This is a genomic window from Planotetraspora mira, from assembly GCF_016863275.1.
Lineage (GTDB): Bacteria > Actinomycetota > Actinomycetes > Streptosporangiales > Streptosporangiaceae > Planotetraspora > Planotetraspora mira.
Genome location: NZ_BOOO01000019.1, coordinates 238,184 through 252,820, shown reverse-complemented (window position 1 = coordinate 252,820; position 14,637 = coordinate 238,184). Strand labels below are relative to the sequence as shown.

Sequence of the window (14,637 nt, the reverse complement as noted above, 5' to 3'; positions counted from 1 at the left end):
CGGCCGTGAGCCGGATCATGCGGCCGTTCGCTCTGCCTCGTGTCGTCGGCCGCTTCGCGGCGCTCAACCGACTGCCCGTATGCGTGCCGTCGGGCTGCTTCGCGGTGCTCAACCGGCCGAAAGTACGGTCACGAACGGCGCTTACCGTGCTTTGAGCCGATGCCGGCGACGGGCCGGATCCGCAGGATGAGGCCCATGTCACCTGAAAACCTCCCCGTGCTGAAAGCCGCAGGCCGAGCCGTACGTCACGACAGTGCCGAGCCGAATGACCGAGATGCCCGCAGGCAGGGCCGAGACGACGCGCCGAGAAGCTCTGCGACGCCCTTCCTCGGCCGGCCGCGGATCGCCGCGCTCGACGTGGTTCGCGGGTTCGCACTGTGCGGGATCCTGCTGGCCAACATCCAGCCGATAGCCAACGCCGGCAAGGTCGTCATCGCGGCGGGTTCATCGGCGGACCCGGAGTGGGACTGGGTGGGGCTGCTCGTCCCACAGCGCTTCTTCCCCATCTTCTCCGTGTTGTTCGGCATCGGGTTCTCGCTGCTGCTGGGCTCCGCCGCGGGCCGCGCCCCTCGTCCGCGCCTGATCCTGCTGCGCCGGCTTCTGGTGCTGCTCGGGGTCGGACTGGTGCACCACGTGCTGCTGTGGCAGGGCGACATCCTGACCGTCTACGCCATCGTCGGTCTGGTGGTGCTGCTGCCCTCGACCTGGCTGCCGCGGTGGGCCGTGGCCGGCCTCGCCGTCGTGCTCATCCCGCCGTCGCTGCTTCTGACCGGTGGCTCCTTCTCGCTGGTCCCCGGGCTCTTCCTGCTGGGCTCGGCGCTCGTCCGATACGGAGTGGCCGACCGGATCGAGCGGTCCACCCGGGTGCCGGCCGTACTGGGCCTGGTCCTGGCGGCGGGAGCGGCGCCCGCCCTGTGGTGGCAGACCGGGGACCTGTCCGGCCAGGACACCGCCCGCGCGATGGCCGTGGCCGGATTGCTGGTCGCGGGTGTGTACGTGTGCGCCCTGCTGGTCCTGCTCAGGACGCGGGTCCGGCCGGCGCTGGAGACGGTCTTCGCACCGCTGGGCCGGATGGCGCTGACCAACTACCTGACCGCCACCGTGCTCGTCCTGGCGGTCAGCCGGTTCCTCGACGCTCCTCCGGACGAATGGTCCGTCCCGACGGTGTTCCTGATCGCCGGCGCCATCCTCGCCGCCCAATGGGTGTGGTCCACCCTCTGGCTGCGCCGATACCGTCAGGGCCCCCTGGAGTGGCTCTGGCGCTGGGCCACCTGGGCACGCCGGCCGCCCCTGCGCCGCGCCGCCGGTCAGTAGCCGGTGTTCCGGTCAAGGGTGACCCGGCAGGCCAGGTGGAGGGCGAGGCGGTCGTCCGGGTTGTTCAGGTCGACGGTGAGCAGTTCCTCGATCCGGTGCAGCCGTGCCGCGACGGTGTTGCGATGCACGCCGAGGATCGCCGCGGTGTCGGCCGCCGATCCTCCGGCGTCCAGATAGGTCGACAGCGTGGCGACGAGCTCGCCGGGTTGTGACTCCAGAGGGGCGAGCAGCCGGGTCGCGGTGGGGGCGAAGGTCTCGGTGCTCGCCCAGGCGACGAGCAACTGGGCCAGCCCGAGACGGTCGATGTGCACCAGGCGGCCGGTCTGCGGCCGGCCGCGGGCGAGCCTGGCCGCGTCCCACGCCTCGGCGAGGCTCCGGGTCAGCCCGCCGGTGTCGGGATGGCCGCGTCCCACCCCGATCGCGCAGTCGAACCGGCCGGCCAGTCGCCGGCGGATCCGCTGAAGGGAGGCGAGCAGGTCCCGGCTGGTGTCCTCGTCCGGTTCGGCTCTGCTGGTCGTCCACGCGGACCAGCCGTCACCGCGTTCCACCACGGTGACGTCGATCTGTTCCGCCGCGATGGCGGCCGCGACGGCGTCGGTGTGCCCCAGGAGGTCGACCTGTCCCAGAGCCGCGATGTGGAAGGCCACATGCCAGCCGTCCAGCCGCCAGCCGATTTCGGCCGCGCGCTGGTGCGCGGTGCCTCCGCTGTCCAGCCTGCCCTCGAGGAGATCGCCGAACAGGCCGGCGCGCAGCCGGGCGTCGCGCTCCAGGACGACCCGGCGGGTGGCCTGCCACCGCTGGACGGCGAGCGTCGCGAACTGGAGGACGTCGCGGACGGCGCGCGCCCAGGCGGACGGCGCGGGCCCGAGAGCGGCCGCCATCCACAGGTCGGCGGTCCCGCTCGGCGTTCCCGGCACGGGTACGGCGACGGTCGTGTGGCCGTCCGCGGTGAGGATCTGCGCCACCGGGGCGTGCGGATCGAAGCCGGACGGCAACTCGAAGGACACGGTGATCGGTGTGCCGTCGGGGCCGAGGACCGCCACCGGCCGGTCCAGGATTCCGGTGAGCGCCCGGGCGACGTCCTGGGGGCTGAGCAGGCGGGGGGTCAGCGCGCGGTGGGCGCGGCGCAGATGATCGGCCGCGTCCACGGCGGGGGAGTGCACGAACGCGGCGGCGGTCCCCGCCCAGCGCAGCGGCGCCCCGCTGATGCCCAGGATCGGCAGGTGCAGATGCCGTGCGAGGCGGCGGCTGCCGTCCAGGAGCGTCTCGCCGCCGGGGCCCTCGAGAGGGACGGCGAGGGCGGCGGCCCGCTGGTCGTACAGCCGGCGGATCGTGGCGTCCAGGCGCCAGCTGCTCAGGTAACCGGCGGGGATCACCGGGCACACCGCGATCTCGCCTGCCTGGACGAGGCCGGTGTCGGCCGGGTCGATCAGCGTGATCCCGGTGACGCGCCGGTCGAGGTCGTCGTCTCCGGACAGCGGCGTGGCGGCCAGGTGCGGATGGCCGATCAGCTCGCGCAGGGTCGGCGGAGCGTCCGTCATGTCGCCCCCCGCAGAGGGACCGGGTCGATGTCCAGCCCGAAGGCGCGGGGCGCGACGATGTCCACGGCCTCCGGCCGCCACCAGAACGGCGGGCCGGGAAGGTGCAGCGCGACGACCTCCGCGCCGCCGCGCACGGTGTCGCAGGAGATGGGCAGACCGCTGGTCCTGTCGAGGACGCACAGGATGTCGGGGGTGGACGCGACGGGTTCGCCGTCGATGAGAGCGAGCAGGTACTCGTTCTCCATCTCCAGCCGTACGAGGGTCCCGTCACGGCCGGCTCGTATGATCACGGATCCGCGGCCGAACCCCGCCGCCGCCCGGTGCCGGACGACCTCGATGACGCGGCCGGTGACCAGGATCCGGGCCCCGAGTGACGCGGCCGCCTCGCGTGGATCGGCGCTCAGGGTCCAGGCCGCATGACGAGATCCGAGGTGCAGGGCGCGGCTGAACGAGCCGAGGATGGTCAGGCGGTCCAGCAGCTCCACGGGCAGCGGGCGCAGCGCGATCGCCGCCCAGCCGCCGAATTCGGTGAGCGCGGACCTGACGATCCGCTCGGCGGCCTGGGGAGACAGCGAGTCCAGCATGAGCAACCGGCCGCCGGCGTCGCCGATGGCCAGGGGCGTGAGCGGTTCGCCGACCGCAGCCACGGACATCTGGTCCAGCCGCGGCAGTGCCCGGCCCTGCAGATCCGCGTCGATCACTGGGAGGCCGAGCTCGACCGCGGCGACGAACACGACGATGCCGTTCACCCCGCCCGCCTCGATCGCGATCAGCCCGGCGGGGCTGATCCCCGTCCGGTCCGTGATCGTCGCGAGCACGGGCGCCCACTCTCCACCGGACGGCAGCCTCTCCGTGAACGCCGACACCGCCCCGACGATCCCCACGGGGACGACGTGGCCGCCGGGGACGGCGTCGCTGCTCAGCAGCTCGATCCGGCTGCCCGCCAGGCTCCGCCTGAGCAGTCGGGCGGCCGTGTCCGTCTGCCCGCCGCCGCCCGAGCCGAGCAGCGTGGTGCCCCGGGCGAGGTGATCGATGTCCGGCTCACCGAGGTAGCGGATAGGCATGCACTCAGAGTGACACGAGATCCTCCACCGGCTGGAACTCCACGTCGAGATCGAACGCGTGAGGTCCGAACACCGCGAGGGCCTCGGGGCTGCGCATCAGGTCCGGGGTGCTGATCCCCACGACGACGGCCCGCTGGCCGTACCGGAGCCCCTCGGTGGTGATCGGCTCGCCCGAATCGGCCTCGAGCACGCAGATCAGATCGGGGACCACGCACCGGATCTCGCCGTCGGCCCGCGCCACCAGGTTCTCGTTCTGGAAGATCAGCTCGAGTTTGCCGTCGCCTTCGAAGGCGGCGAGGGTGGCGCTCCCGCGGGCGAACCCGGCGACCGTACGCCGCTCGACGTCCACGACCTTGCCGCGGAACAGCACCCGGACCTTGTCATAGAGGGTGCCGGACATCGTGTCGGCGAGCGCCGCGACCGGGTCGTGGTGTTCCTCGCGCGCGGTGCGCAGGGCGCGCCCGATCCGCAGTCCGAGGCTGAGTGTGTTCGGCACCGCCGTCCGCTTCACGTCCGCGCCGCTCATCGCGTACTCGGCGATGTGCGCGACGCCGCCGAGCCGGATGGCGATCCCGCGGGCGAGCCACTCGAGGCGCTTGTTGTCGGCGCCGGTGTCGATGATGACGGTCTCGCCGTTCTCGCCGCCGATGGCGAGCGGTGAACCCGGCACGCCGTACACGGAGAAGGTCTCCATCTGCAGTTCGGGGAAGGCGCGGCCCATCCCGTCCGCGTCCACGACGGGCAGGCCCGTGCGGGCGGCGACCAGCAGGGGGATCATCGAGTTGATCCCGCCGCACTCGATCGGCATGGTCGCGTCGGCCCGGCGTCCCAGGTGTCCCTCCAGCGCCCGCAGCGCCGCGACGGCCTCGTCGCCCCGGGGGATCTTCTCCACCATCACCGTCGGGGCGCCCATCTGGGCCGTCGGGATGACCATGTCGTCGTCGCCGAGTTCGGCGGGGTCGAGCACGGTGATCGTGCCCGGACCGTCGCGCAGCGCCTGCTCCACGAGGAGCCTCCCGATGTACGGATCACCTCCGCCGCCGGTGCCGAGCAACGCCGCCCCCCGGGCCAGGTCGGCGAGGTCGTGAATCTCGAGGGTGTAGCTCACGTGAGCGCTCCAGAGCCGACACGGACGGTGTCGTGGTCGTAGCCGAAGTACCGGGGCCCGACGAGCTCCAGTCCTTCGGGGGTGTGCCATCGGGGGTCGCACGGCGCCGCGATGACCCGCACCCGCTGGCCGTACCGGAGCGTCTCGGTGGTGACGGCGGTGCCCACCTCGGCGTCGAGCACGCAGATCAGGTCGGGGACGGTGGCCACGACGACGCCGTCCCTGACGGCGACGAGGTGCTCGTTCTGGAATCGCAGGAGGAACCGCTCGCCGGACCTGCCGTCCAGCCCCTCCAGCGTCGCCTCGCCGCGCGCGAATCCGCCCTCGGTCCGCCTGCTGACGTCCACGACCTTGCCGCTGAACAGCTCGGCCCCGTCCAGCCGGTCGACGACGGCCGCGACCGGGTCCTGGTGTGCGGCGCGTGCCTCGCGCACCAGCCGGCCCAGTTCGCCGCAGAGGGACAGGGTGCCCGGGACGAGCGCCTCGCGGGCCTGCGCCCCGGTCATCGGGAAGAGGCTGATCATCGCGGAGCAGCCCATGTCGATCGTGGCGGAGCGGGCGAGCCGTTCCGCCCAGTGGTTGTCCACGGTGTCGAAGATCCCGCGGTTGCCCTTCTCGTCGGCGATCGACATCGGGGTGGCGCCGAGGCCGTACAACGTGGGCATCACCATCTGCAGCTCGGGGAAGGCCCGTCCCATGCCGTCGGCGTCGATCAGGGGGAGCCCCAGCTGGGCGGCGGCGACGACCGGCACGAGGGCGTTGACGCCGCCGGCCTCCGCGCACACCAGATGAGTGGGGGACTTGCCCAGATAGGAGGCGAGGGCCTGGACCGCGAGCTTCGCCTGTTCGGTCGAGGGCACCTTCTCCAGCATCACCGTGGGTGCGCCCATCATGGCGACCACCACGGCGACCGCGTCGTCCGGGACGTCCTCCAGGGGGATGAGCCGGGCCGGGCCGTCGGCGCGGACGGCCGCGTGCGCGAGCAACCGGCCGATGTGGGGATCCCCGCCGCCGCCGGTGCCGAGAATGGCCGCGCCGACCGCGATGTCGTCCAGGTCCGGACCGGTGATGAGCCGCTCAGCCACGACCCGCCTCCAGTTGCAGGTCGCCGACCGCCTTGACGCGGATCCGGGTCGCGTTTCCCGGCAGGTACGCCAGGGGCACCTCGTCCACTTCGACGACCCGGACACTGCCGGGCTTGGCTCCCGAGGCGATCGCCTTGTCGACCGCCTCCTGTTTGGCGTCGTCCAGCACCGCCTGCCGTTGGCCGGGTTCCACCGGGAAGATCCGGTCGACCTCTCCGCCGATCTGGGCGATGGCGGCGCCGATGGCGTTGGCCACGGCGAAGTGCTCGGGCCGGTGCACCGGCCCGGAGTCGCCGATCTCGTCCGGGAGCAGGATCGACCCGCCGCCGACCGCGACCACGGGAAGCGGCTCGGGGGACGTGCGGATGCGCTCGATGGCGTCGCCGATGTCGCGGCCGATCCGGAGCAGCGCCGCCTGCACCAGCGACCGGTCCAGTTCCTTCACGAGGCCGGGGTCGCCGATCACGGCGCGACCCGCCGCCACCGCGACGTCGGTGGCGGTGAGGGTGGCCCCGCCGAACACCAGCGCCTCGTCGGCGAGGCGGTAGCCGACCGAGTCCGGCCCCACCGTCACCCCGCCGTCGCCGCGGATCCGGCTGCCCCCGCCGATGCCGAGGCTGAGCACGTCGGGCATTCGGAAGTTGGTGCGGATCCCGGCGACGCTCACCTCGGTGGTGGCCTCCCGCGGGAAGCCGTGCTGCAGCACGCCGATGTCGCTCGTCGTGCCGCCCACGTCCACGACCGCGCACGATTCGACACCGGACAGGAACGCGGCGCCGCGCATCGAGTTGGTCGGACCCGAGGCGAAGGTGGCGACCGGGTAGCGGCGGGCGAAGTCGACGTCCATCAACGTGCCGTCGTTCTGACTGAGATACAGCGGTGCGCTGATGCCCGCGCCTTCGAGGGACTGGGAGAGCCCGTCGACGATCTGGGTCGCGAGCTCGCGCAGCGAGGCGTTGATGATGGTGGCGTTCTCCCGTTCCAGCAGCCCCATCCGGCCGATCTCCGATGACAGCGAGACGGCGATCGCGGGCAGCTGCCCGGTGAGGATGTCGGCGGCGCGCTGCTCGAACTCGGCGTTGACCGGGGAGAACACACTCGAGATGGCCACACTGCGGATCTCGTGCCGGTGCAGCTCTTCCGCCACCCGCAGGATCTCGTCCTCGCGCAGTTCGGCGATGTGACGCCCGTCGAACTCGTGCCCCCCGTGGCAGAGGTAGGCCCGGCCCGCGATGGCGTTCACCAGCCGATCGGGCCAGTCGACCATGGGCGGCAACGACGCGGTGGCGGGCAGCCCGAGCCGCACCGCGGCGGTCGGCGCCAGCCGGTCGGCCTCGACCAGCGCGTTGATGAAGTGCGTCGTGCCGATCATCACCGCGTTCACCGCCAGTGGGTCGAAGGCCCGCTGGCGCTTCAGCTCGGCGAGCGCGGTGTTGATGCCGCTGGTCACGTCACGCGTGGTCGCGGTCTTGACCGCGGCCAGGACGCTCTGCCCGTCCATGAGCACGGCGTCGGTGTTGGTCCCGCCGACGTCGATTCCGATCCGCATTACAGGTCCTTTCAGGCGGCCGAGGGTGCGGACGCGGCGGCCGTCTGGCCGTCCGCCGTCTCGGTGCGCGCGATGCCGTATCCCCGAATCAGGCCGAGCCGGCCCACGACGGCGTACAGCACGAACGCGACGACCAGTGAGTTGATGCTGGGCAGGCCCCATGTCACGAACTTCCCGATCAGGCCCGCGACGAGCCAGATCACGAGGGTCGCCGGCACCCAGCGGGGCGCCTCGGGCGGGACTCCGTCCGCGGCCTTGCCGCTGTCCAGGTCGCGCCGCCAGGTCCGAACCACGAAGTATTCGGCGATCATGATGCCTGCGATCGGGGGGAACGCCACGCCCAGCACCGTGAGGAAGTCGGTGAAGCTGTTGAGGATGCCCGCCGCGGCCAGCACGCTGCCGACCAGGCCGATGAGCAGGGTCACCACCGCGCGGTTGACCTGCCGGCCGAAGACCGTGCCGACGAAGTTCACCAGGCCGAGCCCGGAGGAGTACAGGTTCCAGTCGTTGATCTTCAGTGTTCCGACGACGATGACCAGCACGCCGACCCAGCCCACGGTGGAGGTGATGATCGTGATGATGTCCGCCGACTTGATCGCGTGCGCCAGCAGCACGCCGACCAGCCCGATCACGTACTCGCCGAGGGTGATCCCCAGCAGGGTCTGCTTGACCACGTCGCCGACCGACCGGTTGAACCGGGTCATGTCCGGAGTGATCACGGCCCCCACGATGAACCCGCCGGCGACCAGCGTGGTGCCCTGCAGCAGCGACAGCGAAGGGCCGGCGGGGGCCGCCGCGGCCAGTTCGGACAGCGAGCGATGGGACAGTTCGCTCCCCACCGACCAGGCGACCAGCAGGATGAACGCGGGCACGGTGAGGTAGGCGGTCCACGCCATCGAGTGGAAGCCCTTGACGACGATGGCCGTGACCGCGAGCCCGAACAACAGGGACCAGGCCCACACGGGCAGCCCGGGAAGCAGTTGGTGCAGACCCTCTGCCGACACCCCGGACTGGATGCCGAACCAGCCGACGAGGCTGATCCCGATGGCCAGGCCGATCAGCGCGGACCCGGCCTGGCCGAAGCCGCACCACCGGGCGAGCATGGAGGTCGTCAGCCCTTCACGCATGCCGATGACGCCCAGCGCGATGGCCACCAGTTCGAGGATGACCGCGCCGAGCGTGATCGCCCAGAACGCGCTCCAGAAGCTCATCCCGAAGCCGAGGGTCGCTCCTAACAGGAACTGGCTGAGGGCGGAGATCTGCCCGAACCGCTGGACCGCGACCGACACCCAGGAGTATCGGGCGCGGGCGGGGACTCGGGATATCGCGTAGTCGTCGGTGCCGAGAGAAGAAGCCATCATTGCCTCCGAGGGGGGCGAAGAGCGCTGGGCCGGGCCGCGGGTGGTGCCCTGAGCGTAGGAACAGGCCCAGTCCTCGTCACGATGCGATCGGCACAGCCCGGAGCCGGTATGTGTGCACCGTGCACAGATGGCGGGGGGTTCTGGTGCCGCGCCGAACTCTCGGTTCGCCGGGCTTCATTTCTACAGCACGGAGGTCTCGCCCGGCATGCCGCAGGGGCCGGAGACGTACCCCTCGGACGCGTGATCGACCTTCCGACCTCGACGCACGATTCGCACGGCTCGCCGAGGAGTACGAACAGCGGCGAGCGGCCGCGACGCCGAGGACCGCCTGGTGGTCCTGCTCGAGTACAGCGGGTTCCTCGGCGCATGGCCTACGAGACGCCGGTGGACGTCCACGCGGTCGCGGGCACCGCCCGTCTTCTGGCCCAGGAGCTCACCCTGGCCCGTTCCGACCTGGGCGGAGATCTCCTCTGCGAGGTGGCTTCAGCGCCGGAGGAGCCGGATCGTCTCGTCCCAGAGGCGGTCGGCGCCGTCCGCGTCGAGCGCGTAGGGGGCGACTCCGCGCAGGCCGTCACCCGTTCCGGTGACGACGACGGCCTCGTTGCAGTCCTCGAAGTAACGTCCGGTCACTCCCTGGACGTGGGGGGAGGCGGCCAGCAGGACGGAGGTGGCCGCGCCCTCCTGCGGGGTCTTCCAGCCCGGAGGCACGTCGAGGAGGCGGCCCTGCTCGTCCATCGCGCCCACGTAGCGCAACTGGGCGTCGTCCAGATGGCGCTGAAGGTTGGTCATGATGCCGCCGGGGTGGAGCGCGTTGGCGGTGATGCCGTCGGCGGCCCACCTCCCGGCCATGGCGACGGTGAACAGGATGGTCGCCGTCTTCGACTGGCCATAGGCGGACCAGGCTTCGTAGGGCCGGGACGTGAAGTGGATGTCGTCGAAGACGACGGGGGACATCAGATGGGCGGAGGAGCTGACGGCGACGACCCGGGCACCCCGCGCGGCGGCGAGCGCTCCATGCAGGCCCAGCGTCAGGGCGGCGGGGCCGAGGTGGTTGGTGGCGAACTGCGTTTCCCAGCCTTCCCGGGTCGTGGTCCGCTCGGGCAGGGCCATCACACCGGCGTTGTTGACCAGGATGTGCAGGGGGCCGTTCCAACCGGCGACGAACGCGTCGATGGTGGAACGTTCCAGCAGGTCGAGGGGGACGACGCGGACGTCGTCGCGGCCCGTCGCCGATCGGATGTCGGCGGCCGCGCGCTCGCCGGCGTCGGTGTCGCGGGCGGGCAGGGTCACCTGCGCGCCCGCTGAGGCCAGCGCGCGGGCGGTCTCCAGGCCGATCCCGGACGTGCCGCCGGTGACGACGGCGCGCTTGCCGGTCAGGTCGACACCGGCGATCACCTCGGCGGCGGTCGACTTCGCGTCGAAGGGGGTCGTGATTTCGGGCATGGCTGTACTCCGTGGGTCGATGTGTCGGTGAAAGCGCCGCGGGGGTGTGAGGTCGGCCCGCGGCGTGGGGTCGTTCGTGGCGTGAGGTCGGCTTGTGGCGAGCTCAGTCCGCGGTGCGGCAGATCAGCCGAACAGCGCGCCTGGTCCTGTCGCGGAACTCGGCGCGGGTGGCCGCCGTCTGCTTCCAGGTCAGGGCGGCGGAGAACAGGACGTCCATGACGTCGTCCGCACCCAGGTCCCCGGTGAGGACGCCCGGCGGGGCGAGTGAGCCGACCTGCGCGCTGATGGTCGCCCTGGCCTTCTCCTGGTAGTCATGGAACATCGAGCCGAGCTGCGGCTCACTGTTCTCCAGCAGTTCGCTGAGGTCCCTGGCCACCTGGGTCTCGACGTACTGGCCCATCAGCGCGTCCAGTGCCGTGACGATCCGCTCCTCGAAGCCCAGTGACTCGTCGGCGAAGGATACTTCCATGGCCTGCTGCGCCCGTTCCATGACGCCCTGCATCGTGGCGCGATACAGCTGTTCCTTGTTCGGGAACAGCAGGTAGAGGCCCGGCCGGGAGATGCCCGCCGCCTTGGCGACCTCCTCCATCGACGTCTTCTGGAACCCGTACCGCCCGAACAGGCCGAGGGCGGCCGTGAGGACGGCGCCGCGCTTGGGGTCGTCGTTCTCCATCTCCGAACTGCTCACTCCTGACACATTAGACAGCAAGCCGAAGTTTGTCTAATTTGTCAGCGGCCACGATGATCCATCGGGTCACATATCAGGATTCGGACCCATGATCTTCGCTATCCGGACGGGAACATCCCGGACATCTGGCCGTAACTGATCGTCTATACGGTCGCGGGCATCACCCCTCAAGGAGCACGTGGTGCGCAAACTCCGCTTCACCCTGGCAGCACTCCTCACCCTCTCTCTCGCCATCCCGCTCGCGCCGACGACCGCCTCGGCCCACACCCGCCGGCCTCCCGTACTCGACCTGGAAACGCTCACCGGCGCCCAGGCCGAGGCCATGATGGCGAAGGGGCGGCTCACCTCCGTCGAGCTCACCCAGGCGTACATCGACCGCATCGAGGCACTGAACAAGCGCGGACCAGGCCTCAACGCCGTGACGCAGCTCAACGAGGACGCGCTGAAGGAAGCGGCGCTGGCCGACCGGCAGCGGGCGAAGGGGCAGGTCCTCGGCCCCGCGCACGGGCTGCCGATCCTTCTGAAGGATCTCGTCGATGTGAAGGGCATGTACACCTCGGCCGGCAACTACTCGCTGCGTGACTCGTATCCGGCGACGGACGCGGGCATCACCAAGAAGCTGCGCGAGCGCGGGGTCGTGATCCTCGGCAAGGTCGGGCTCTCGGAGTTCGCCAACAGCTTCGGCAGCCAGCCGTCCGGTTTCAGCAACCTCACCGGCCAGGTGCTCAACGGCATCGACGCCGACCAGAACCCCAGCGGTTCGTCGTCGGGAACCGGCGCGGCCATGGCGGCGGCGATGGCCACATTGGGGATCGGCACGGAGACGTCGGGCTCGATCATCAGCCCGTCGAGCACGCAGAGCCTCGTCGGGCTGCGGCCGACCGTCGGGCTCGTGCCGGGGTACGGCATCGCGCCGATCAGCGCGTCGCAGGACACGGCGGGACCGATGGTCCGCAGTGTGTCGGACGCGGCGATGACGCTCGCCTCGATCGCCGGACCCGATCCGGACGGCGACGCGGAGTACCGTGCGATCTTCGGACCCGACTACCTCGCCACCGGCGTCATCCCCACGCCGCCCGCGAAGCTGCCGAACTACATGGCGGCCCTGAACGTCGACTTCGTGAAGGGCAAGAAGATCGGCTACAACGGCACGCTCACCGACGGCAGCCCGCTCAAGACCGCGTACGACGCGCTGACCGCCGCAGGCGCGATCATGGTGCCGCGGCCGACGGTGTCCGTGGGCACGCTCCCGAGCCTGCCCAGCGGGTACGAGCAGCACAAGACGATCGATGAGTACTACAACCGGCTCGGCCCGAAGGCGCCGATCACGTCGCTGGTCCAGGAGGTGGCCGACAACCAGGCCAACGCCCAGCAAGCACTGAAATACGGCAACAACAGCCACCTCAGCGCGGCGGCCGCCGACATCACCCCCGGTGGTGCCAACGAGATCGCGTATCGGGCGAACCTGCCCATCCGCAAGGCCGCCTGGCACAAGGCCATCGACGACATGATGACCTACACCGATTCCGACCCGGCCAAGCCCGCCGACCCCGTGATCGCGATCCTCGGCAGCGTTCCGAACGGGCCTCAGGCCGGCTACCCCTCGATGACGATCCCCATGGGGTACGCCGCCACGACGCGCCGCGCGGTCAACGTGCAGGTCCACGGCAACGCCTACGACGAGTACAACCTGATCGGCGTCGGATACGTCATCGAGCAGGCCACCCGGCTGCGCCAGACGGCCGGTTCGGTGAACCCGAGCATGTACCGCTGCGCGAAGACGGTCCCGGCGGAGCCCTTCGCCGCTCGCGGGCACTGCAACCCCGACTACGACACCATCATGCGGATGCTCGGCAACGCCCCCAGGCCGTTGCCGTTCTCGCTGGAGACGGAGTCGGCGCAGAGCCTCGGCGCCCGGCTCGCCGCCGGCACGCTGACCTCGGAGGAGCTCGTCAAGGCCTACCTCTACCGGATCGCGCTGACGAACGCCGAGGGGCCGGCCACCCAGGCGGTCCGCACGATCAACACCGACGCCGTCAAGGAGGCCCGCGCCCTCGACCGGGAGCGAGACCAGGACAGGAAGGACAAGAAGGGGCACAAGCCGCCGCGCGGGCCTCTGTACGGCCTGCCCGTGCTGCTCAACGACGGGTTCGACGTGGACTCGCTGGCGACCACAGGCGGCTCGATCGCCCTGCAGGACCTCGAGCCCGGCCGCGACTCGACGGTCGTGGCCAAGCTCAAGGCCGCCGGGGCGATCATCCTCGGCAAGACGAACGTCTCCGAGCTGAACGGCGTCTTCGACGCGAACATGCCGAAGGGGTACTCCTCGCTCGCCGGTCAGGTGCTCCTGCCGTCCGACACCGACAAGACCCCGGCCGGTTCGTCCGGCGGTTCGGCGGCGGCGACGGCCTCCGGGCTGGCGGCGTTCACCATCGGAATGGAGACGTCCACCGACTCGGCCCAACTGGTGGCTCCTGCCGACGCGGCAGGCGTCGTCGGGCTGAAGCCGACGGTCGGCCTGGTCAGCCGCACCGGCGTCCTGCCGGTCGCCCGATCGCAGGACGCGCCGGGGCCGATCACCCGCACGGTGTACGACGCGGCGACCGCGCTCACGGCGATCGCCGGTCCCGACCGGGCCGATCCGGCGACGGCGGGCGCGCCCGTCAGGAACTACACCGCGGGTCTGTCCACGACCGCCCTTCAGGGCAAGAGGATCGCCGTCGTGGCGGGCACGGCCGCGCCGTACCCCGCGACGGTGACGGCACTGCAGGCGCTCGGCGCCACGACCACCCAGGTGACGATCGGCACGCCGACCCCCGACCCGGCGAGTGTCGTGCCGAGCGAGTTCAAGCGCGACCTGAACTCCTACCTGTCGGGCATCCGGCGGGGTCCCGGAGCCCGGTCGCTGCAGGCCGTCATCGGCTACAACGAGGCCCACCCCGTGGAGGGACTGAAGTACCAACAGGGTCAGCTACTCGCCGCCCAGGCCGTCGACCTGTCCGACCCCGCCACCCGCGCGGCGTACGAGGCCGACCTGGAGGCGGGCAAGACGTCCACCCGGGCGCTGATCGACGGCATCCTCACCAACGGAACGCCCGGCGACACGTCGGACGACTTCGACGCCGTCATGGCGCCGAGCGGCAGTGCTCTCGTCGGGTACGCCGACCGAGCGGGCTATCCGGCGCTGACGATCCCCGCTGGGTACGGCGCCACCGCCAGCTCCGCAGGCCACAACCCGATCGGCGTCACCCTCGTCGGCACGGCCTTCAGCGAGGCGACCCTCCTCGCCGACGGTTACGCCCTGGAGCAGGCGACGAACGTCCGCCTCGCCCCCAGCTACACCAATCCGAGCATGTGGCGGTGCGTGCCCGGCAGCACGTTCTTCACCGGGGAGCTGTGCAACCCCGGTGACCGTCTCCTCCAGTCCCGTCCCCGCCACTGACCGTCACCCAAGGAGGGCCCGCGCCGTCGACCGGCGCGGGCC

10 protein-coding genes are annotated in these 14,637 nt (G+C 71.2%); 2 read left to right on the top strand and 8 right to left on the bottom strand.

The genetic code is table 11. From position 1 onward, the window contains the following. The first annotated feature begins 195 nt into the window (after nucleotides 1-195). The gene (locus tag Pmi06nite_RS19160; RefSeq protein WP_203954409.1) at nucleotides 196-1,314 is read left to right on the top strand and encodes a DUF418 domain-containing protein; all 1,119 of its coding nucleotides are present in this window, start codon (nucleotides 196-198) and stop codon (nucleotides 1,312-1,314) included. Here Pmi06nite_RS19160 and Pmi06nite_RS19155 read toward each other — a convergent pair. The 8 genes from Pmi06nite_RS19155 to Pmi06nite_RS19120 all read right to left on the bottom strand — a co-directional run bounded on the left by Pmi06nite_RS19155 (nucleotide 1,308) and on the right by Pmi06nite_RS19120 (nucleotide 11,153). After that, on the bottom strand, nucleotides 1,308-2,855 hold the full coding sequence (locus Pmi06nite_RS19155) for a helix-turn-helix domain-containing protein (RefSeq protein WP_203954408.1): 1,548 nt from the start codon (nucleotides 2,853-2,855) through the stop codon (nucleotides 1,308-1,310). The genes Pmi06nite_RS19160 and Pmi06nite_RS19155 overlap by 7 nt on opposite strands. After that, nucleotides 2,852-3,919: a DUF917 domain-containing protein gene (locus Pmi06nite_RS19150; RefSeq protein ID WP_203954407.1), complete on the bottom strand. Its 1,068-nt coding sequence runs from the start codon at nucleotides 3,917-3,919 to the stop codon at nucleotides 2,852-2,854. Before Pmi06nite_RS19150 ends, Pmi06nite_RS19155 begins: the two co-directional genes overlap by 4 nt. A 4-nt stretch (nucleotides 3,920-3,923) precedes the next feature. Next, a complete protein-coding gene (locus tag Pmi06nite_RS19145) occupies nucleotides 3,924-5,027 on the bottom strand; it encodes an S-methyl thiohydantoin desulfurase family protein (RefSeq protein WP_239114016.1) in 1,104 nt (367 codons plus the stop codon). Then, a complete protein-coding gene (locus tag Pmi06nite_RS19140) occupies nucleotides 5,024-6,112 on the bottom strand; it encodes an S-methyl thiohydantoin desulfurase family protein (protein ID WP_203954405.1) in 1,089 nt (362 codons plus the stop codon). Before Pmi06nite_RS19140 ends, Pmi06nite_RS19145 begins: the two co-directional genes overlap by 4 nt. Further along, nucleotides 6,105-7,661, bottom strand: coding sequence for a hydantoinase/oxoprolinase N-terminal domain-containing protein (locus Pmi06nite_RS19135; protein ID WP_203954404.1), 1,557 nt, complete (start codon nucleotides 7,659-7,661; stop codon nucleotides 6,105-6,107). The genes Pmi06nite_RS19140 and Pmi06nite_RS19135 overlap by 8 nt, the downstream gene beginning before the upstream one ends. A gap of 11 nt (nucleotides 7,662-7,672) precedes the next feature. Continuing rightward, entirely contained in the window at nucleotides 7,673-9,019 is a 1,347-nt protein-coding gene (locus Pmi06nite_RS19130) for a purine-cytosine permease family protein (RefSeq protein ID WP_203954403.1), read from the bottom strand. A 486-nt stretch (nucleotides 9,020-9,505) separates the two neighbouring features. Then, nucleotides 9,506-10,465, bottom strand: a complete 960-nt coding sequence (locus Pmi06nite_RS19125) for an SDR family NAD(P)-dependent oxidoreductase (protein WP_203954402.1) — start codon at nucleotides 10,463-10,465, stop codon at nucleotides 9,506-9,508. Between the two features lie 103 nt (nucleotides 10,466-10,568). Then, the gene (locus tag Pmi06nite_RS19120; RefSeq protein WP_203954401.1) at nucleotides 10,569-11,153 is read right to left on the bottom strand and encodes a TetR/AcrR family transcriptional regulator; all 585 of its coding nucleotides are present in this window, start codon (nucleotides 11,151-11,153) and stop codon (nucleotides 10,569-10,571) included. Nucleotides 11,154-11,334: 181 nt separating this feature from the next. On the opposite strand from Pmi06nite_RS19120, the gene Pmi06nite_RS19115 reads away from it, so the two are divergent. Continuing rightward, nucleotides 11,335-14,595 carry an amidase family protein gene (locus Pmi06nite_RS19115; RefSeq protein ID WP_203954400.1) on the top strand — a complete coding sequence of 1,087 codons (3,261 nt, stop codon included), beginning with the start codon at nucleotides 11,335-11,337 and terminating at the stop codon, nucleotides 14,593-14,595. Nucleotides 14,596-14,637 lie beyond the last annotated feature (42 nt).